The 20381-nt window shown below is 52.2% G+C and carries 21 protein-coding genes; 13 read left to right on the forward strand and 8 right to left on the reverse strand.

Annotated elements, in window-relative coordinates:
* Window position 1 precedes the first annotated feature (1 nt).
* Entirely contained in the window at window positions 2–229 is a 228-nt protein-coding gene (gene nqrM, locus ACFOSD_RS07605; protein WP_380695149.1) for a (Na+)-NQR maturation NqrM, read from the forward strand.
* Between the two features lie 114 nt (window positions 230–343).
* Window positions 344–1741: a Si-specific NAD(P)(+) transhydrogenase gene (gene sthA / locus ACFOSD_RS07610; protein WP_380695151.1), complete on the forward strand. Its 1398-nt coding sequence runs from the start codon at window positions 344–346 to the stop codon at window positions 1739–1741.
* 19 nt (window positions 1742–1760) lie between these two features.
* On the opposite strand, the gene ACFOSD_RS07615 is transcribed toward sthA, so the two are convergent.
* Window positions 1761–2597 (reverse strand): DNA replication terminus site-binding protein, encoded by an 837-nt coding sequence (locus tag ACFOSD_RS07615; RefSeq protein WP_380695153.1) that lies wholly within the window; start codon window positions 2595–2597, stop codon window positions 1761–1763.
* Entirely contained in the window at window positions 2582–3595 is a 1014-nt protein-coding gene (gene dusA / locus ACFOSD_RS07620; RefSeq protein WP_380695155.1) for a tRNA dihydrouridine(20/20a) synthase DusA, read from the reverse strand. The genes ACFOSD_RS07615 and dusA overlap by 16 nt, the downstream gene beginning before the upstream one ends.
* A 188-nt stretch (window positions 3596–3783) precedes the next feature.
* On the opposite strand from dusA, the gene ACFOSD_RS07625 reads away from it, so the two are divergent.
* Complete coding sequence (locus ACFOSD_RS07625; RefSeq protein ID WP_380695157.1) at window positions 3784–5445, forward strand: hypothetical protein; 1662 nt, start codon at window positions 3784–3786, stop codon at window positions 5443–5445.
* 2 nt (window positions 5446–5447) lie between these two features.
* Complete coding sequence (locus tag ACFOSD_RS07630) at window positions 5448–6062, forward strand: hypothetical protein (RefSeq protein ID WP_380695159.1); 615 nt, start codon at window positions 5448–5450, stop codon at window positions 6060–6062.
* 74 nt (window positions 6063–6136) lie between these two features.
* Here ACFOSD_RS07630 and ACFOSD_RS07635 read toward each other — a convergent pair whose 3' ends face one another.
* On the reverse strand, window positions 6137–6448 hold the full coding sequence (locus tag ACFOSD_RS07635) for an SCP2 sterol-binding domain-containing protein (RefSeq protein WP_380695161.1): 312 nt from the start codon (window positions 6446–6448) through the stop codon (window positions 6137–6139).
* A gap of 103 nt (window positions 6449–6551) precedes the next feature.
* On the opposite strand from ACFOSD_RS07635, the gene sohB reads away from it, so the two are divergent.
* Window positions 6552–7571 carry a protease SohB gene (gene sohB, locus ACFOSD_RS07640; RefSeq protein ID WP_380695163.1) on the forward strand — a complete coding sequence of 340 codons (1020 nt, stop codon included), beginning with the start codon at window positions 6552–6554 and terminating at the stop codon, window positions 7569–7571.
* Between the two features lie 18 nt (window positions 7572–7589).
* Here sohB and ACFOSD_RS07645 read toward each other — a convergent pair whose 3' ends face one another.
* The gene (locus ACFOSD_RS07645; RefSeq protein ID WP_380695165.1) at window positions 7590–9383 is read right to left on the reverse strand and encodes a LysM peptidoglycan-binding domain-containing protein; all 1794 of its coding nucleotides are present in this window, start codon (window positions 9381–9383) and stop codon (window positions 7590–7592) included.
* A 224-nt stretch (window positions 9384–9607) separates the two neighbouring features.
* Here ACFOSD_RS07645 and ACFOSD_RS07650 point away from each other — a divergent pair, with 224 nt between their 5' ends.
* From ACFOSD_RS07650 to dnaQ, 3 genes are read left to right on the forward strand one after another with little or no spacing between them, the layout of a single operon-like run.
* Window positions 9608–10405, forward strand: coding sequence for a class I SAM-dependent methyltransferase (locus tag ACFOSD_RS07650; protein ID WP_380695167.1), 798 nt, complete (start codon window positions 9608–9610; stop codon window positions 10403–10405).
* A complete protein-coding gene (gene rnhA / locus ACFOSD_RS07655; RefSeq protein ID WP_380695169.1) occupies window positions 10405–10836 on the forward strand; it encodes a ribonuclease HI in 432 nt (143 codons plus the stop codon). Before ACFOSD_RS07650 ends, rnhA begins: the two co-directional genes overlap by 1 nt.
* 16 nt (window positions 10837–10852) lie before the next feature.
* A complete protein-coding gene (gene dnaQ, locus ACFOSD_RS07660) occupies window positions 10853–11557 on the forward strand; it encodes a DNA polymerase III subunit epsilon (protein ID WP_380695171.1) in 705 nt (234 codons plus the stop codon).
* A 39-nt stretch (window positions 11558–11596) separates the two neighbouring features.
* Here the strand turns inward: dnaQ and lexA are convergent, their stop codons facing one another.
* Entirely contained in the window at window positions 11597–12241 is a 645-nt protein-coding gene (gene lexA, locus ACFOSD_RS07665) for a transcriptional repressor LexA (RefSeq protein WP_380695173.1), read from the reverse strand.
* A 145-nt stretch (window positions 12242–12386) separates the two neighbouring features.
* Between lexA and ACFOSD_RS07670 the strand changes: the two genes are divergently transcribed.
* Window positions 12387–13226 carry a hypothetical protein gene (locus ACFOSD_RS07670; protein WP_380695175.1) on the forward strand — a complete coding sequence of 280 codons (840 nt, stop codon included), beginning with the start codon at window positions 12387–12389 and terminating at the stop codon, window positions 13224–13226.
* Between the two features lie 190 nt (window positions 13227–13416).
* Here ACFOSD_RS07670 and ACFOSD_RS07675 read toward each other — a convergent pair whose 3' ends face one another.
* Window positions 13417–14487, reverse strand: coding sequence for a 3-deoxy-7-phosphoheptulonate synthase (locus ACFOSD_RS07675; RefSeq protein WP_380695177.1), 1071 nt, complete (start codon window positions 14485–14487; stop codon window positions 13417–13419).
* 350 nt (window positions 14488–14837) lie between these two features.
* Here ACFOSD_RS07675 and ACFOSD_RS07680 point away from each other — a divergent pair, with 350 nt between their 5' ends.
* Entirely contained in the window at window positions 14838–15308 is a 471-nt protein-coding gene (locus tag ACFOSD_RS07680; RefSeq protein WP_380695179.1) for a hypothetical protein, read from the forward strand.
* Between the two features lie 78 nt (window positions 15309–15386).
* Window positions 15387–16361 carry an HTH-type transcriptional regulator CysB gene (gene cysB, locus ACFOSD_RS07685; protein ID WP_380695181.1) on the forward strand — a complete coding sequence of 325 codons (975 nt, stop codon included), beginning with the start codon at window positions 15387–15389 and terminating at the stop codon, window positions 16359–16361.
* A 189-nt stretch (window positions 16362–16550) separates the two neighbouring features.
* Here the strand turns inward: cysB and ACFOSD_RS07690 are convergent, their stop codons facing one another.
* Window positions 16551–17264: a phosphoadenylyl-sulfate reductase gene (locus ACFOSD_RS07690; protein ID WP_380695183.1), complete on the reverse strand. Its 714-nt coding sequence runs from the start codon at window positions 17262–17264 to the stop codon at window positions 16551–16553.
* 175 nt (window positions 17265–17439) lie between these two features.
* On the opposite strand from ACFOSD_RS07690, the gene thrH reads away from it, so the two are divergent.
* Window positions 17440–18057 carry a bifunctional phosphoserine phosphatase/homoserine phosphotransferase ThrH gene (gene thrH, locus ACFOSD_RS07695; RefSeq protein WP_380695185.1) on the forward strand — a complete coding sequence of 206 codons (618 nt, stop codon included), beginning with the start codon at window positions 17440–17442 and terminating at the stop codon, window positions 18055–18057.
* 17 nt (window positions 18058–18074) lie between these two features.
* On the opposite strand, the gene pabB is transcribed toward thrH, so the two are convergent.
* Window positions 18075–19457, reverse strand: a complete 1383-nt coding sequence (gene pabB, locus ACFOSD_RS07700) for an aminodeoxychorismate synthase component I (RefSeq protein WP_380695187.1) — start codon at window positions 19455–19457, stop codon at window positions 18075–18077.
* A gap of 280 nt (window positions 19458–19737) precedes the next feature.
* On the opposite strand from pabB, the gene ACFOSD_RS07705 reads away from it, so the two are divergent.
* Window positions 19738–20355: a hypothetical protein gene (locus ACFOSD_RS07705; protein WP_380695189.1), complete on the forward strand. Its 618-nt coding sequence runs from the start codon at window positions 19738–19740 to the stop codon at window positions 20353–20355.
* Window positions 20356–20381: the final 26 nt, after the last annotated feature.

Here is a 20381-nt window from a genome sequence, read left to right on the forward strand (position 1 = left end):
TATGACGTTATTTTTGGTGGTGTTCGCGTTTATGTTGTTGATTGTCGGTGCTATGGCGGTCGGTGTGATGTTCGGGCGTAAGCCGATTGCGGGCAGTTGTGGCGGATTGGCCGCGGTCGGTATCGAAGGCAAATGTGAAATCTGCGGCGGCAATCCCGAGCTTTGTGAAGCGGACGATAGTCCGAATACTCCGCAGAATGGCGAGTTCTACGACGCAAGCAAGAAGTAGAAGTGAGTTTAACGCGTTAGATAAAAACAAGGATTGGCACGCCTTCAGAGTGTACAAGCACTCCGGGCAGTGACCTGACCGAACCTGACAACTGGAAAAGGCATTGAGGACAGCATGGCAAAACATCAGTATGACGTCATTGTAATTGGTAGCGGCCCCGCTGGGGAAAGTGCTGCCATGAATGCGGCAAAGAAAGGAAGAAAGGTGGCGATTGTTGATCGTCGGGCTGATGTGGGTGGTAACTGTACCCACCAAGGCACAATCCCGTCGAAAGCTCTCCGTCATGCGGTTGATTCCTTGATGAAATACAATCGAAACCCCATGTTTCGTGCTATTTCTGAGCCTAAGGTGTTGGATTACCAAACCATGTTGCGCAGTGCCAATCAGGTGATCAGCAAACAGGTTGCTATGCGGGCGCGGTTCTATGCGCGCAACCATGTTGCCATGTTTCACGGCGATGCCAGTTTTGTCGATAAGAACACCCTGCTATTGCGCGACGGTGAGCATGCCAATGACATCCTGCGCGCCGAGCACATCGTAATTGCTACCGGTTCACGCCCTTATCGTCCGCCGGAAGTTGACTTTAGCCATCCACGCATGCTCGACAGCGATACCATCTTGACGATGACGGAAACGCCCCGTCGCATTGTAATTTATGGTGCTGGGGTCATCGGTTGTGAGTACGCGTCGATCTTCAGCGGCCTGGGTGTCAAAGTGGATCTGGTTAACCCCGGCGCGCGGTTGTTGGCTTTTATGGACGATGAAATCTCCGATGCCTTGAGCTATCACATGCGCAACCATGGCGTTTTGATTCGTCATAATGAAACCTTCAAAAGTGTGAAGGGTCTAGACGACCACATCGAACTTACGCTTGAAAGTGGCAAGGTATTGAAAGCTGAAGCCTTTATGTGGGCGAACGGCCGAACCGGTAATACCGATGGTTTAAATCTTGAATCCATTGGCTTGGAAGCGAACTCGCGAGGCCAGTTAGTGGTTGATAAAGAATACCGTACCAGCATAGACAACATCTTTGCGGTGGGTGATGTGATCGGTTGGCCCAGTCTTGCCAGCGCCGCTTACGATCAAGGCCGGAGCGCTGCCGGAGCCATTGTGAATGACTTCACCGCAACCTATTTTACGGACATTCCGACGGGCATCTACACGATTCCCGAAATCAGTTCGGTGGGCAAAAATGAACGCGAACTCACCGAAGCCAAGGTGCCTTATGAGGTGGGTAAAGCGTACTTTAAGGACACCGCGCGTGCCCAGATCACAGGCGAAGACACTGGGGTGTTAAAAATCCTGTTTCATCGTGACACGCTGGAGTTGCTTGGGATTCATTGTTTTGGTGAACAGGCCGCCGAAATTTTGCACATCGGGCAAGCCATCATGGAGCAGAAGGACGGCGGCAATACCCTGGAATATTTCGTCAGCCATACCTTCAACTATCCGACCATGGCTGAGGCGTATCGGGTGGCGGCACTCAACGGTTTGAACCGGCTGGAAGACTAAACTGGTGTTGGCCGAAAGCCTAACGATAACGATGCACGCGTAGACTGGAAACAAAGGGTTCGAGATCCAGTTTCTGGTCACTGCGCACGGCCCGTTGCCGCTGCTTTGGCGGTGTATCGGGGGGTTGTGTTATGTCAGGAAAGGCGAAGGTGTCGTCCGTCGGCATAAAAATTGGCATGGCGACATTGAACGCTTCGCGGGCGTCACTGTTGTACCGTAGGTTGGCGCGAATCAGCGGCGCTTGCTGTTGTACTTGCGCTAGAGGCTCGTGTTCGGGAAGGCTTGCGACGCGTTGATATTCCAACCGGATATGGGTTTTTTCCAGGCCCAGTTTAAACAATTTTTCCAACACTTGATCGCGCGTGACCCGCTTAATGCTGCGCCCGCTGCTGTACCAGTTGAAGGTGATTTTTTTGGGTACCTCGGTCACGACGGGCAGGCTGCGGCTAAATTGTTTTAGGTGAAGGCGGACCATGCCTTCTTTTTCTAGAGCGCCCTGCACATGGCTGGAGCGCTTGACCAAACGGGCGGAGGTTTCCGGCCACAACTCCGGTTTATTTTTCTTCAGTTCCAGCAAGTGTTGATGGAAGCGAGCCTTCAAGTCGTTGCTCCGTACCACCATACGCATAATTGCCGGACTCACTTTAACCACACCGATGTGGTGTCGGGTGGCCCGACCGTCTTGCCCATCCAAATACCAAATATCTTCCAACGCCTGACACAGCCGTTTGATGGTTTCGTTGTGGTGCACGGTGCCCCACATCCAGCTTTGTGGGACTTCTTGCCGGATTTTTAACGTTAATTGCTGGGTAACGACCAGCCAGTCATCAAACAAGTAGGTCAGTTCGCGGGACATGGTTCTAGTGGTTCTGAAAACGTTTCAGGTACCTTCGCCAAGGCGCTGAGGAAAACATCCAACGTCGCATCTTTCTGGTGCGCATGTTCGCTCAAATAGCGCCGGTATTGTCGGGCCCCTGGCCGGTCATGAAACAGGTTGAATAAGGGCTTGAGCAAGTGATTGAGTCGCACCCCGGACGCCAGTTGTTGTTCTAGATACGGAAGCATGCGCTCCGCTACGGTGTGCGCGCTCGGTGAAGGCTGTGTGCTGCCCATTAACGCTTGGTCAACCTGCGCCAACAGCATGGGGTTATGCCAGGCGGCGCGCCCCATCATAACGCCGTCAACATGATCCAGATGACGTTTACTGTCCTCTAAGGTTGCAATGCCCCCATTCAACACAAAGGTCAAATGTGGGAAGTCGCGTTTCAGTTGATACACCCTGGCGTAATCCAGTGGTGGAATTTCACGATTCTGTTTGGGACTTAACCCCTGCAACAGGGCTTTCCGTGCATGCACAATAAAGGTGTCGCAACCGCCATCAGCCACCGTGCCAATAAAGTCGCACAGGAATTCATAGCTGTCGAGATCATCGATGCCGATGCGGTGTTTGACGGTAACCGGCAGGGAGACCGCATCGCGCATAGCCTTTACGCCATCACGGACCAAGTTGGCATGTCCCATCAATACGGCACCGATCAGGCCGTTTTGTACCCGGTCACTGGGGCAGCCGACGTTGAGGTTCACTTCGTCGTAGCCCCACTGCTCGGCAAGGCGTGCACAATGGGCAAGGTCATCGGCAGCATGACCACCGAGTTGCAGAGCAATAGGGTGCTCTGCTTCATCGTAGGCCAGAAAACGTTCAATGTCGGTGCCATGAATGAGGGCGCCAGTGGTCACCATTTCCGTGTACAACAAGGTATGCTGGCTGAATTGACGCCAAAAATATCGGCAATGCCGATCGGACCAATCCATCATAGGGGCGGTGGCAAAACGACGATTTATAGCTTGGGGCACGTTGATCTCGGTAATTTTTCGCTAAGTCGGCTATTCTAATGCTTAGTGGCCTTAGGGCATAGGGTAGATATGCCTATTTTGGCCTACAGCGCTTCACAACACCGATAAGACAGGTCAACATACTGACAGACTTTCAGCTCAACATGGTACGATGCCTGAGCGACACGCGTGGTAATGGAATCTAGAATATGGCAAACAGTGCGACCTTTTTGGCGCTCAAAACAGAACTGACAAAAACCGTCGAGGAAGCACAGCGTTCCTTAGAGCAATACCTGTCGTATTCACACAGTTTGCAAGACTGGCAAAGCACGGTTGATGCATTTCAACAATTACGCGGCATATTTATTATGCTGGAGCATCAAGGTGCCTCGTTGTTGTGTGAAGAAAGTGTGCACCTGATGCAGTTCTTGCCGGTTGACCGTCTAGAAGGTCAGGAACAGGCGTATGACGTCATTACCCGGACGTTGGTCATTCTGCAGAAATATTTGGAATTCCAAGAACTCAATAAAGCACCTCTGCCAGAAATTCTACTGCCAATGCTGAATGAGCTTCGGCGCGCCCGAAATGCATCTCTATTGCGTGAAGGTTGTTTTCACCGTTTTCGCTTTGAACCGACGAATGACGCCCCTACGGTGTTTGCATTGTCGGATGAAGGCCGAGGTAGTCTGCGCACCTATCGACACATGTTTCAGGCAGGACTGTTGTATGCCCTACGGGAACAACAGCCGCGACGAGCCCTCAAGTACATGGCTCTGGCATTGACGAGAGTCCAAAAGCAAATGTTGGACACGCCGCTGCAGAGCTTCTGGGAGTTGGCAGCATTAGCCGCCGAAGGCTTGGCCAGTCAAGAGTTGACCACGTTATCAGCGGTCCGCCGTCGCTGGTATGGTCAACTGGATCGTGAATTGCGCAAACTGATCAGCGGCGAAGTACCCGAGTTGACCGCGACGCCCATTAATGCATTAGTGCAGGATAGCCTGTATTTCATTGCCTTATCCGCCGATGCCTCGCCCGCTTGTATGACATTCCAGCAACAGCACCCGCACATTGCCTTACCTTACAGCGCCCGTCACCTTGCCGAGCAACGTGAATTATTGACGGCGCCAGGTACCTCCGTGTTGCACAGCGTCTCTCTCGCCTTGCACGAAGAATTCATGAAGGTGCAGGATATGGTGGACAGTGCGGCGCGTCCTGAAGGAGCGTTCTCGGCACATACCTTGCGTGACCATTTGGTGCGAGTTGCCGACACATTGGAAATGGTGGGGTTAATGAGCCCGGCTAATGTTATCCGGCGTATGTGGACGATGGTTAAGGACTGGCCGGATAATATCGCCGCACAACACGAAGACTTGATGACCATTGCCAATGCCGTACTCTACGCGGAATCAGCCTTGGATAGGTTGACCAAAAAAGGCATTAGAGATTCTGCTGCGGATGAAGCAACCGGTGCACGTAGCGTTATGTTGGAGTCGGCGCAAGCCGCCGTACTCGACGAAACGGAGGCGGGACTCACAGTGGCTAAACGAGCCATTACAGCCTATATGGAAAACGATCACGACAGCATGCACCTGGCGAATGTGCCCAGCACGTTGAGCGGCATAAGAGGTGCGTTGATGTTCCTGCAGGCAGCCGATGCTGTGATGATCGTTGAGCAATGTATGCGCTTTGTGGTGGGTTTGCAGAACAATCACATTCGGGTCACCAACGATCAATTGGAAGCCTTTGCTGATGCATTGAGCAGCCTGGAACTTTATTTAGAAAGTTTACTGAATGGGCAGGACAACCCGGACCTCTTGCGCATGGCACGAGCCAGTGTAGTGCAATTGCCCAGCCGTTTAAAAGGAGCCTAATCATGACCTTATTGGTCATTCTTTTCGTCGTACCGGCGGTCTTAGCGTTGGTGTTGGCCGTTTGGATATTGCTGCGGTTTGCCTGGTGGAAAGGGTTTTTCATTGGCGTGTTTGGCTTGGGGTTGTTGCTCGGTGCCTTATTGCTGGGTTTAGCAACCCTGACTTTAATTCATTACCAGTTGGCTTCAGGATCGACCTTCCTGGGTACCATTACGGTACGTGATGAAGCTCCGCAACAGTATGTAGTGACCGTTGCGCAAGAGCGGCTGGCGGAGAGCTATGATCTCGAAGGTGACTTATGGCGCGCCGTTGCGGTGCAATATGATGTACCGCGCTGGCTTGTTGCCGGTGAAACCCTGCCTGTGGTGCAATTGACACGTATAGAAGCACGCTTTCTATTGATGGAAGATGAGTTAGCCGCACAACGACAGGCACCCGGAGTGGCTTGGTTTACACGCTTGGGTGAGTGGATGTTAGGGCAAATGTTTGTCCGTCAGGAACATTACACCCCCTTATTGCCATTAACGGTGCAGGCGATTTTTTCTTTGGACTGGCAGGGTGATCGATTGGTGTTACGCGGCGTCAATGAGCCGGCTGAGGAGGCACTGCGGCGCTGAGCTTCTGGCGTTGGCCTTGCGGCGTCGGCACCGCAAGGCCAGTATCGTGTCGTCGGTACTGACATTCGGCCGCATTAAAGCCCGAATAAATCGCCCAGTTTGGTCGCCAGCATCATGTTACCTTCCACTTTAAGGCTGCCGCTCATAAAGGCTTGCATGCCAGAGGTTTCACCCGCCATCAAGTCCTTCATCGTGTCGCTGTTGAGGCGTAGGGTGACACTGGGGTCATCGTGCTCGCCTTCACCCATGTGGCAGGCGGCGTCTTTAATGGCCAGGTAAAAGGTGGTGCCCTCTACATCAAACTGGAACACTTCTTCCATATCATCGGCCGCATCGGCGTTGAAACGGGATTGGAAGGCGGAAAATTGTTCGTTGAGATCGGTCATAATGCCTCTTATACGGTTGTTTTAAACACCAGTTTAAACGCACCGGGAGACGAATACCAAGCCATGCGTGCAATAACGTGATGGATTAATAACTGGAGGAAACATGTGGTCTGAATATCTGATATTTCTGTTGAAAACCGTCACAATTGTGGTGGCATTGGCGCTCCTCATCGGGTTGCTGGCGGGCATGGCCCGGCGTCAGTCGGATGAAGAGAAGGGCAAAATTCGGGTCGAAAATGTCAGCAAAAAGTTGGAAAAGCTTAAACAACGTCTGTCAGAAGCCTTGGTAACCGATAAAAAAGCACTCAAGAACATGCGCAAGGCAGAGAAAAAAGCGCAAAAAGCCGCGGCGAAAAACTCAGAAGATCCAGCGAAGCCCAAGGCATGGGTACTGGACTTTAAAGGCGATATGCAGGCGTCACAGGTGCATGCGCTGGCGGAGTCCGTGTCGGCGGTACTGCATATGGCTACGCCGCAAGATACCGTTGTTCTGCGTTTGGAAAGTCCTGGTGGTGTGGTGCATGGCTATGGCCTCGCCGCGTCGCAACTCGCTCGGCTCAAAGCCAAGCAATTATCGTTGGTCATCGCGGTCGATAAAGTGGCCGCGAGCGGTGGCTACATGATGGCGGCCTTGGCTGATCGCATTGTTGCCGCGCCCTTTGCGGTGGTGGGGTCTATTGGTGTCGTGGCGCAATTGCCTAACCTGCATCGCTTTCTAAAGCGCAATGACATTGATATTGAGCTGCATACTGCCGGGGAGTTTAAACGGACCTTAACGGTATTGGGTGAAAACACGGAAGCAGGGCGGGAAAAATTCAAGCAGGACTTAGAGAACATACATCGATTGTTTAAAGATCATGTTGTCAAGGCGCGTCCTGCGTTGGACATTAATGCCGTATCGACGGGCGAATTCTGGTTTGGCACCGATGCGTTGGCGCGTGGATTGGTGGATGAACTGGCGACCAGCGACGATTTGTTGCAGGGCTTTCATGAAACCCATCAGGTCTATCGCGTCAGCTTTGAAACACCGCAACCCTTGGCGAAAAAACTCAGTGCGGCAGCCATGCTGTTTGTTGACCAGCTCTACGGCAAGCTGGCCGGGCGCTCCATGCCCTTTCAGTAGCGTAGTTTAAGCCTTGCGTTATTGGGGGCCGTTGGTGACATCGACATAGAGTGTCAACGACTGCCCCGGTTGCAGGTACTGGCGGCTTGCGGCATCGGGGTTCCAGCGCTGAATTTGATTGACCGACACATTGAATCGATCCGCGATGCGATGCAGTGAATCTCCGTTTCGTACCGTGTAGCCTACCCGGCGTATCACGCTTCTGCTGGCTGGACCAGTGCTTACTTGCATTTGAGCTGCTCGATCAGGTGTGGTCCATATGACCAGGGTATCACCGACAATGATCGGATCCGTCGGCGCTTTACCGTTCCACTGGGCGAGCTGTCGCAGGTTTACGTTGTAGGTGCGCGACAACTCCCAAAAAGAATCCCCCGCTTGCACAACATAGTCGATGCGTTCCAGACCATTACCGGGTGCTTGATTTTGCCGTCTATCCAGACGTTGATCGGCGCTAAACCGATACTCCGTGGAGGCCGCCGTAGCGGTTGGAATGAAAAGATGATCGCCAGCACGAATGATGCTGCCGCGCAAATTGTTCACATCTTGCAACACTTCAACCGTTGTTTGATGTGCCCGTGCTATGGTGATGAGCGAATCACCCGGACGAATTTGATACCGTGCCCAGTTAACCCGTTGCTCGGGTGGTAAATACGCCAGCTCTTCACGCAGTATGGGGGCCGCTTCTTTTGGTACGAGCAAATAATGCGGACCGTCGGGGTGGGTTGCCCATTGGTTGTAACCGGGATTCAATAAATACAGTTCATCCAGAGAAATGTCCGCCAGACGAGCGGCTTGGGCTAAATCCATTTGACCTTCAATATCGACCACATCGAAGTAAGGATCGGTACTCATCACGGGTAACGTCAGTCCGTAAGCGGATGGGTCAGCCACAATGCGCGCCAGGGCAATCATTTTGGGTACATAGGCCCGTGTCTCAGCCGGGAGATTCAAGTGCCAGAAATCGGTTGGCCGACCGCGCTCACGATTGATGCGTTGCGCACGACGTACTGTCCCGGCACCGGAATTGTAAGAGGCAAGTGCCAGCTCCCAGTCGCCATCAAATTGGCGTCCAAGGTCTTGCAAGAACGCGATGGCTGCGCCGGTGGAAGCCACTACATCGCGTCGACCGTCATACCACCAGTCTTGTTTTAAACCATAATAGGTTCCGGTGCCGGGAATGAATTGCCACATGCCGGATGCACGGCCATGCGAATAGGCGAAAGGGTCATAGGCACTTTCGACCACCGGCAGCAAAGCAATTTCAATGGGCAGGCCAGAATTAAGAATTTCTTGATAGACATAGGGCAGGTAACGGCGCGCACGATTAGCAACCCGGTCGAAATAGCCCTGATTGCGGCTGTACCAACGCAGTTCGGCGTCCACCCTGGCATCATCGATGTCCAGATTCATGGTGAACCGAGAGCGCATTTCGTGCCATAGATCGCGTTCATACGCCGATAATTGGCGAGGCCAGTCAAACGCAGACGTCGTATTAAACCGTTCTGGAAACAGCAAGGAAACGTCTTCCAGAATATGGTCTTCCGCATATTCCGGTGCGGGCGCTAGAACGGCTCGCTCGATGACCGGTGGATTGATTTCCATGATGGGCACAGGCTTCATGGGTTCGACAGCCACCGGTTCCGTGACGACGGGTTCTGGCGGGGTAGGTAAAATAGTGGGTTCAACGATTATGGCCGGTGAAGCATCGGATACCTGTGCAGTATCCGGTAAAATGGTCTGACAGCCGACGAACGTCAGTGCAAAGGCAACCGGCCATACATGGATAACGCGAAATGTGTTGGGTAATCGCACAGAAACAACCTTCATTTATACATGGATTGAGCGTCGTTTTGAGGATGCTCAATGGAGGTCCACCGGTGCGCAGGCATTATCAGATGCGCCTTCCGGTTGGCTGGTATACCATAGTGCATCAAGTATAAACCTGAATGCGGTCTACATTGTTCAGTATCGGCCAGTGAGCGTCAAGGTTGAGCCTGAAGCGGTCGCATTGATTTTACACTCAACTTGGGCATTACATGCGTTTTTCGACATGGCTTACTGCACTTAAACAGCGCTGGATTAAACCGGTCGGTCAGGCGAAAATCCCTGAACAACAATTAAACGCCTGGTATCGAACAGAGTTAGGCGAAGCCCTTTACCGCACCGAGTGCGGCGTTTTAGCGCCGATGCTCAGTGCGGGATATCATCCTTTTTTGGTGCAAATTGATGGCGGGTTATATCGCCCGTTATTTGATGTGCGGAAAACCAAAAACAAAGTGGCGGCGATTTTGGCCCGACACGACAACCGGGCTGTGTGCCCGGTCATTCAGTCAGACCCTGAACATCTGGCGTTACAGGCGTCCTCGGTCGATATGTTGATTCTGCATCATGTTATGGAATATTCGGAAAATCCGCACCGTATTCTGCGTGAAGCGGTGCAGGCCTTGCGCCCGGGCGGCCAGTTGATGATCATGGGGTTTAATCCGTTCGGCTTTTGGGGGGTATCCCGCATTTTCCGACGGCATCGACCCATGCCCTGGGCGGGGCAATTTATCAGTGCCAACCGGGTGGCTGATTGGTGTCGGTTGCTCGATTGCGAGCCTTTAAACACGCAGTACTACTACCACTGGCCACCCATGACACAGGCATCCTGGAAGCGTAGAGTTCGGTTTCTCAATGCGCTGATACGGAATGTCCTACCCATCGCGGGTGCGGGTTATTTGTTGGTGGTGCGGAAAAATCAGTTAGAAATGTTACATGATCATCGCTGGTCACCAGCACTGTTTATGAAGGATAAAGTTATGACAAAACGACGCGGTCAGGTAACCCAATAATGGACGTTGTGCTCTATACCGATGGAGCCTGCAAAGGCAATCCAGGGCCCGGCGGTTGGGGAGCCTATTTGCAATACGGTGCGCATGAAAAATTGCTGCACGGCGGGGAAGCTCAAACCACCAATAATCGAATGGAACTGCGCGCCGCCATTGAAGGGCTAGCCGTGCTGAAGCGGGCCAGTAAAGTAAAACTGTACACCGACTCATCGTATGTAAAAAACGGTATCGAGAGTTGGCTGGCCGGCTGGAAGAAAAACGGTTGGCGTACGTCGGCGAAGAAACCTGTCAAAAATGAAGATTTATGGCGTCAACTGGATGCTCTGGTGCAGCAACACGATGTGCAGTGGTTTTGGGTGAAGGGTCATGCCGGGAATCCGGGTAATGAAAAAGCTGACGCGTTGGCGAATATGGGTGCGCAAGAATATATCTAACGGGGATTATTGAACCATGCGACAAATTGTACTGGATACGGAAACCACAGGCTTGGACCCGTCACAAGGGCACCGCGTTATCGAAATAGGCTGCGTAGAACTGGTGGGTCGAAAACATACCGGGCGACATTTTCATTGTTACATCAACCCCGAACGTGACGTGCCTGCGGATGCCATTGCCATACACGGTATTACCAATGAGTTTTTGCAGGACAAACCACGATTTGCCAGCATTGTTGATGAGTTTTTGGAATTTGTGTCGGGCGCCGAGTTGGTGATCCATAACGCACCTTTCGATATGGGATTTCTGAACCATGAATTGCGTTTGTTAAAATCTTCAGCAGCGCCTTTGCAGAAGTCCTGTTCAGTGCTGGATACACTCTATTTGGCGCGGCAAAAACACCCCGGCCAGAAGAATAATCTTGATGCACTATGTAAGCGCTACGGCATCGATAATGGCCACCGGACACTGCATGGGGCGTTATTGGACGCTGAAATTCTGGCGGACGTGTATTTGTTCATGACCGGCGGTCAAACCACTCTTGAACTGGCGGCCGAGCATCACGGGGATGCACAGCAAACGGCCAGTTCAGCAATGTTGAAGGCGTCCGTCAATCAAGAAGACTTACGGGTGGTAACGGCTAGTGCGGCTGAACTGGCCGAGCACGAAAGGATCTTATCGCTTATCGACAAGAAATCCGCAGGTGCTCTCTGGCGTTGATGCGGAAAGAACACATCCCTAATAACGTGTTGCCTTCTATCAATGCAGTTGGCGTCGAATGACGCCCACGTACTTGCCTTCAATGGCGAAAACGTCTTCGTCGGTTACGATTATGTCGTCAAACGCTTCGTTTTCTGCCACCAAACGGATGCATTGTTGTTCTCGAAAATATCGCTTCAAGGTCACATCTTCATTGATCCGCGCCACAATGATATCGCCATCCCTCACTTGAGCCGTTTTCGCGACTGCCACCAAATCATCGTCAAATACGCCAATATCTTTCATGCTCATGCCATTTACCCGCAGTAAGAAATCGGCACGGGGAGAAAAGAAGTCAGGTGCTACCGGGCAGTATTCATCAATATGTTCTGCGGCGAGGGTAGGGCTGCCCGCCGCTACACGGCCAATCACGGGCAGGCCAGCATGCGCAGGATCCATGGCTGTGGTGTTGCTGATTGACTCGTCATTTTCGAGTGCGGGTAAACGCAAACCACGTGATGCGCCGGGAATCATTTCAATGGCGCCTTTACGAGCCAGAGCTTTTAAATGCTCTTCTGCTGCATTCGCTGACTTAAAGCCGAGTTCACGCGCGATTTCCGCGCGCGTCGGTGGCATACTGTGCGCGTCCATATATGAGCGAATGAAGTCGAGTACTTGTTGCTGCCGTGCGGTAAGTTTTATCATGTTATCGACCTGTTTATTTATCCATATCTGTTTGCATATACAGTATAGTGTTGATCGAAATGATGTCAACGTTCAATCGGTTGTCTCTACGTTATAGCCTGGATGTTTTTTCAAGCAGTGAAGGTGAAGGAGTGAGTTCCCCGCAATGAAAAGCAGTTCTGATTTATTTCCGGTGACTTTGCTCACTGCGGAGCTTAAGCCGCAGTGGAATGAGGATACCTATCTGTTAAAGCCCAATAATTCGGGCGATCCAACCGTGTCTTTTGCGTTAACACGGTTCAGTGTTGACCCAACAAAAAAAGGCAAGCCGATTCTTTGGTTGCCTCCCTTCTTACATGGTCGTGGTGAATGGTTAGCCTATGCTGAACTTTGGGTAAAGACCCTATTAAACGCAGGCTATGATCTATGGTTCCTTGAATGGCGGGGCCATGGCGCCAGTGTGTTTAACGAGCAATGGTCAAGTAACCGTTTGCATTTGCTGGCGTGGTGCGATGTGCCAGCGGCATTGGATTTCATTGTTGAGCAAAGTGATTCGCCGGTGAAGATTGTCGCCGAGTCTTCCGCCGCGCAAGTCTGGGTGAAAGCCATGGCGTATGAAAAAACATTACCGATTGTCGGTTCACTTTTATGGTATCCCGCGCTCGGACGCCTAAGCTGCGCGACTTACGTCACGCGCATGAACTGGGAAAGCCATGCCTTGGAATCAACGCGTGGCGGGGTGAAGCATCGAACCGGGCATGAAAGCTTGAATCGTCATCTCTTTGATGAACTGATGTTGGGGCAGCGTGCCTTATTGGGTCGTTGGCAGTCCGGCGTGTTTCCCGGTCGTTTGCGGGTTATTGAAGATCCGGCGTTAGAAAAGCCGTTGACCAAGTGGATGTCCAGCTTGGGTGATGCTGAGTATCAAACCAAAGCCGACTACTATCCACCCGGTAAGGTGTCTCCGGCGCTGTGGGCCAATTGGTTGGATGAGCTGGATCCGTAGGTATGTCAGGCAGTAGGTGTACCTAGGGGTGTGTCTCCGGCGCTCCACGGCAGGCCGGGAGTGACCGAGAAAAATGCTTAAGCATTTTTCTCGCCCTGTGGGCGCCTAAGGGCGGTGTCAAATGCTGGCGCATTTGATCGCGCCTTGAGGCATACCCCTAGGTACACCTACTGCCTAGAACAGGAAGAATCTAGGCCATGCGCTTCGGCAATACATCCTTCAACTTGGCATGCATTTTCCGAATGCTGTCTTCCGTTGCGTCCCAGCCAATGCAACCATCGGTCACCGACACGCCATACTGCATCTCCGCACGGTTGGACGACAACTTCTGGCTGCCAAAATTGATGTTGCTTTCAATCATCAAGCCAATGATGGATTGGTTGCCTTCTAGAATCTGGTTGGCGACATTCTCGGCTACCAGTGTCTGAAGCGCGGGGTCTTTATTCGAGTTGGCGTGTGAACAATCCACCATGATGTTGGGTAGTAGCCCGGAGGCGCGCATTTCCTGTTCGCACAGTGAAACGCTCACTGAATCGTAGTTCGGTTTGCCACTACCACCGCGGAGTACAACGTGTCCGTGCGGGTTGCCTTTCGTATGAATGATGGCGACCTGACCTTCGCCATCAATACCGAGGAAGCGGTGTGGTTTGCTCACTGACATCAGCGCATTAATAGCGACTTGTAAACCGCCATCAGTGCCATTTTTAAAACCCACTGCGGACGACAAGCCGCTGGCCATCTCGCGGTGGGTTTGCGATTCGGTGGTACGTGCGCCGATGGCCGCCCAGGAGATCAAATCCTGCATGTACTGTGGCGAAATAGGGTCAAGCGCTTCGGTCGCGGTTGGCACACCCATTTCGGCGATGTCAGACAGCAATTGGCGACCTATGGCGAGTCCATCTTCAATTTTGAAGGTGTCGTTCAGGTAGGGGTCATTGATCAAACCCTTCCAGCCCACGGTTGTCCGTGGTTTTTCAAAATACACCCGCATCACCAGCAACAGGGTGTCAGAGACTTCTTCGGCCAGCTTCTTGAAGCGCTGGGCGTAGTCTTTGGCCGCATCAATATCGTGGATAGAGCAAGGGCCTACCACGAGAAATATACGATGGTCTTCGCGCTTCAAAATGTTGTTGATGGCGACTCGACCGGCATTGATGGTATTTGCCGCAGCATCGGTCAAGGGGATGCGACGCTTAAGTTCGGCCGGCGTTATGAGAACTTCCTGCGACTCAACATTGAGGTTTTCGGTAATAACGGTCATCTTGCTTCCAATAGTTATTCGCACCAGTTGGATCAGGCTGAATATAATTCAGTGCACACATTTCAATCGCTGGGCTTTTTTAATGACTGGCGAAATCGACACGTTTGCCGACTTGCCTGTTGCTCTCTTGAGCGGCCATTTTATCATCATCGTTCAATGCCTCACAGGGTATGGTCTGGCTATTTCATTGGAATATGCTAAATTCTGTCTATCGATTGGATAGTGAAAAAATAGATCAATTTTCTAACAGTGAACGGAAAAATCGATAGAGGTAGAAATTCAGACAAAGTTGCCTTTGCGGAACTTGACGGTTGTTTCAATACATCGGTATTGATGGAGTCCATAGCAGTATGTCAAAAGCTAAAGCCAATAACGCCCGACGCGACTTGTTGTTTTTGATCGGCGCCTTCATCGCTGTGATTATTGCTGCCGTGGCGTTGACCCTGTTTTTCCGTTCCATTGCGCTGTCGCAATCGACCGGGAAAGGTAATTTTGTGACCGACATGCTGGGCATTAGCCCGCCACCACAGGTATCGCCCAATATCATTCCCATGCAGGATGCCTTTGTGGTCTGCCGAGCCCGTGTGATGTCAGATGCGGGAAGTCAACTGATGAATACGCGCTTTGATACGCGTTCATCGCGCTTCGATGCAGACCGAAATGAATACGTGATCTTCATGGACGTGTTCATGCGCCCCACGGATCGCAGCGGTGTACCGCTGGAATTGTGGAGCCGTTGCAACATTTCGGCCGTAACGCTGGAAATTACCGAGTTTCGCCTGAACAGCGACCAAGGCTTCTTTGGTTTGTTTGGAATTTAGGCGAGTCCTACAAAAGCGGTTGACCTCTGTATGCTGAAAAAGCATATTTAACTCTGTTTTTATAACAGGGCTTGGTTCATGAAGTTGCAGCAACTGCGGTACATTTGGGAAGTTGCCCACCACGATCTAAACGTGTCGGCAACGGCCCAGGTGCTCTATACCTCGCAGCCGGGTATTTCGAAGCAAATTCGCCTGTTGGAAGATGAGCTGGGTGTGGAGATCTTCGCGCGCAGCGGTAAACATCTCACCCGCGTCACGCCGGCCGGAGTAGCCATTCTGCAGGTGGTGGGCGAAGTGCTAAAAAAAGTGGAAAGCATCAAGCAGGTTGCTCAGGAATTCAGTGATGAAAGCAAGGGCAGTTTGTCCATTGCGACCACCCACACCCAAGCACGCTATGCACTGCCGCACGTTATCGAAGGGTTTATTAAGCGGTTTCCCGACGTTTCCCTGCATATGCAGCAGGGTACGCCGATGCAAATTGCCGAAATGGCGTCGAACGGTACAGCGGATTTCGCGATCGCCACTGAAGCCATGGAGCACTTCCACGACCTGATCATGTTGCCCTGTTACCGCTGGAACCGGAGCATCATCGTACCGAAAAAACACCCGTTAGCGACCAAGCCTCAACTCACCTTAGAGGACATTGCCGCATTTCCGTTGGTGACCTATGTGTTCGGTTTTACCGGACGTTCCAAGCTCGACGAGGCCTTCAGCAGCCGCGGCTTGGAAACCAAAACCGTGTTCACCGCCGCCGATGCGGATGTCATCAAGACCTATGTTCGTCTGGGCTTGGGGGTGGGTATTGTCGCCAGTATGGCCATGGACGACGAGCAAGACAGCGACTTGGTCACCCTGGACGCCAGTCATTTGTTTGAAGCCAGTGTCACCAAAGTCGGGTTGCGCAAAGGGGTGTTTTTACGCGGCTACATGTACAAATTCATCGAAGCCTTTGCCCCGCACCTGACCAAAAACCTCATTGATCAGGCTATGGCTTGCAGCACAAAGGCCGATGTCGATGAACTGTTTAAGCACGTGTCCTTGCCGACCTTCTGACGCTGCTGGTAGTAGGTGAATATTCAGAAAATATTTTTAACACCGACAGATTGAGAAAAAGTCATTGTTCGTAAAACCACTAAGGCGAAAATCTGGCTAGGCAAAAATGGCTGAGGAAGCGCAGCTTACTAACTGTAAGTGAGCATTTTGAAACCATTTTTAACACCGACAGATTGAGAAAAAGTGGTTTTACGCTTGATGCAAGCCGCACTCTTTCTGCGTCGCCTCCTCCCACCACCACCGCCCCTCACGCTCGTGCTGTCCTGGCAGTACGGGGCGGGTGCAGGGCTCACACCCAATGCTGACAAAGCCGCGCTCATGTAATGGATTGAAGGGCACATCAAACATTCGAATGTATTCCCAGACCTGTGCAGAAGTCCAATTCGCCAGCGGGTTGAACTTTACCAAGGGCTTATCCGGGCGCCCGAAAACACCGTCCAGCTCGACGGTCGCCACCGCCGAACGAGTACTCGGGCTTTGGTCTTTACGTTGACCCGTTATCCACGCATCCACGGTGGGGAGTTTTCGCTTGAGACTGTCTACTTTGCGAATTCCGCAGCATTCTTTGTGGTCGTCATCGTAAAAGCTGAATAAACCTTTGGCTTGGACAAAAGGCTCCAGCTTGGCCTGATCGGGGCTTAAGATCTCTAAATCTAATGCGTAGTGTTTGCGCACCTGATCAATAAAACGGTAGGTGTCGGCGTGCAAACGGCCTGTATCCAAGGTAAATACCTGCACCTGTTTGCTGACTTTCTTTGCTAAGTCAATTAACACGACGTCTTCGGCACCACTGAAAGAGATGGCGATACTGTCAAACTGCTCGTGCGCAAAGCGTAAAATGTCTTTGGGTGTCTTGCTGACCAAATTGTCTTGCCATTGTTCAATCTGTTCTGGGGTGATCATTGGGCTGTAGGGTTCACTTGGTTTATGTGTAACGCAGCATAGCAAAGGCGCCGTGCAAGCCAAAATACCAATTCTGACTATGGATATGTCACTGGTTCTAGTTGGCCGTGCAGGGCATAATGTGCGCCGCACGATGCATCACCAACGATTAAAATATCAGCAGAGGAGTCTACCCGTGGAAATAGCATGCCTTGACCTGGAAGGGGTATTGGTACCGGAAATCTGGATCGCGTTTGCCGAAAAAACAGGCATTGATGAATTGAAGGCGACGACTCGTGATATTCCTGACTACGATGTGTTGATGCGTCAGCGCTTAACGATTCTGGATCAGCATGGCTTAGGGTTGCCACAAATCCAAGAAGTCATTGCCACATTAAAGCCATTGGATGGCGCAGTCGAGTTTGTTGACTGGCTCCGGGAGCGCTTTCAGGTGGTCATTCTGTCGGATACTTTTTACGAGTTTTCGCAGCCCTTGATGCGCCAGTTGGGTTTTCCGACGTTACTCTGCCACCGTTTGGAGACCGACGCGAACGGCCGGGTCGTGAATTATCATTTGCGTCAAAAAGACCCTAAGCGGCAGTCCGTAAAAGCGTTTCACAGCTTGAACTATCGGTGCATCGCGGCCGGGGATTCGTACAACGACACCACCATGCTGGCCGAGGCCGACGCGGGCATTCTGTTTCATGCGCCCGCCAACGTCATTGCCGAATTTCCGCAATTTCCAGCCGTGCACACTTACGCCGATTTGAAGCAGGAATTCATGAAGGCGAGTCAACGCGAGCTGACATTGTAGTCCACTCGGCCCGAAAATCAGGGTAACGTTAAGCCTAAGGCCTCGACCAGATGCCGTATCTTGTCGTGCGTTTCTTCGAACTCTGCGGTGGCATCCGAATCCCACACGATGCCGCCGCCCGCCCAAGCCCATAAGTGCCCATTTTGCAAACCCAAAGTACGAATCATTATGTTGCTGTCGAGGGTTCCGTTTGCCGATTGATAAAAAATACTGCCGCAATAAGGCCCCCGACGGTGCGGTTCGAGTTCGGCAATAATTTCCATCGCCCGACGTTTCGGTGCGCCAGTAATTGAACCGCCCGGAAAGGCCTGCAACAGCGCACCCAAGGGCGATTGCTCGGGTTGCAGTTGCGCCGTGACGGTACTGACCAATTGATGCACATTAGCGAAGCTCTCCAAATCAAAGAGCTTCGGCACTTGAACACTGCCCGGCACCGCGCTGCGCCCTATATCGTTGCGCAGCAAGTCAACGATCATCACATTTTCGGCCCGGTCTTTGGTGCTGTGCAATAACGCGTCGCGCAGCGCTTGATCGATCTTTGGGTCGGCACTGCGTGGTCGGGTACCTTTAATCGGTTTGGTTTCCATGACGCCTTGCGCAATGTGCAGAAAGCGTTCTGGTGACAGGCTCAGCAACTGGGTATCGCCCAAGTCCACATAGGCCGCAAATGGCATGGGTGTAGCGGCTCTCAAGTGCGCATAGGTCGTCAGGGCAGCATGGGGCCAAGGCGCATCGAACTGCCGGGTTAAATTCACCTGATAGCAGTCGCCCGCCGCAATGTAGTCTTTCAGTCGTGCCATGCGTGCTTGGTATTGGCTGGCCGATAGACTGGTGTTCATGGTGCGGTGTCCCGGTTTGGCTAAGAGCGCGAGCGGAACGGTCAAAGGTTGCGGTTGCCACTGCTGAGCCATGCCCAAGAAGTAAGTCTGCTGTGTCTCGTGATCCAGTACCACGGCGTGGTCAAAGTCACCTACCCAAGCCAGCGGACTGTCAAAAACCTCGGCTATAGTCTGGCGCCGTGGGTCCGCTATGGAGACCCCCTGCATCAATTGACCCAGTTCGTAACTGAGGAAACCGATCAAACCACCGCAAAATCCAGACTTGTCGAATAGGGATTCGTCGGTCGGTTCGACCTGACTCTGCAAATTGGCCAAAGTGGCCGCCACCGAACCCCGATGGGTACGAGTACAGTGATAGGTGCCATCAGGCTGGCGTACCCACTCTTCCAATGCCTGAGCATGATGAGCGACAAAATAGCGCGCAGGCAATGCCGCGACCACCGAAAATCGTCCGAATGGAGCGCCGGGTTGGCAACTGTCGAGGGCCACAGTGAAGGGTAAATGTTGCAGGCCAGCCAACCAATGCACGGGATTTAATGGATCGAACGGAGTATCCACCATGAGAAATACGAGGGCTCGCAGAATCGTGAGAGGTGAGCTTAGTCAATTTCAACGTTAAATCAACGGCCTAGCGGTTTTCAGACCGACTTTTTCGTCAATGATGCTTGCCGAATGCAAAACGAGGCCAAAGTGAAAAATTAGTTGACAGTGACGGCTTTAAGGTCTGTTATGAAGAGGTAACGGTAACACGATCGTATTCCTTGTTAATCTACGTGGAGCCGTCAGGGCCCGTTAGTGCGTTTTCATGGCCCTGCACCGCCCCAGCCACCTGGAGGTGTTTATGACTGTACAAGCGCAATCCGGTGTTTTTTGGCGTATCGTTGATGAAAGCGGCACAGGACCAGATTCTGTGACGTTGGTGTTTCAAACGCCCAGTGATACCCACGGTAACCTGCAATTGGAAACCGATATTGTCACAGCTGAGTTCTTGTCGTGTGTTGGACGTTCCCACATTGATGTGGAATGGACCACGGAGGACTCGGAGCTACTGTCCATTTTGTTACAAAAGCAATTCCCTGAACGTTTTGATGCTGAAAACAGCATGCGTCTTGATCTTTCGGACGACGCCATCATCGATACGCTGGCGGTGATCGCTGCCGCGCGCTTTGGTGACGCGCAAGACGGCGCAGATTGGCTGTCACAGCGCCCTTGGAACACCATTCAGCGCTCGTACGAAGTGGGCGATATGGTATCGCTGGCAACGGAAGAGGGCTTCTGTTTAGGGGTGTTGGTAACCCTGGATGCCGTGGAAGGTGAAGTGGTGCTGATGCAGCAAGTCGATGGTCAGTCGGGTGAATGTGCTGCCCGTTTGCATGAACGCATTCGCGTATACAAGGCTGACCTGTTGCCCGATACCTTTGCTCATGTGCTACCTAACGAAGGAGAAACCCGACACTAAACTGCCGTGCTGGTGCCCCGTACGCC

Origin of the sequence: Salinispirillum marinum, assembly GCF_042650105.1 — a bacterium.
GTDB lineage: Bacteria > Pseudomonadota > Gammaproteobacteria > Pseudomonadales > Natronospirillaceae > Salinispirillum > Salinispirillum marinum.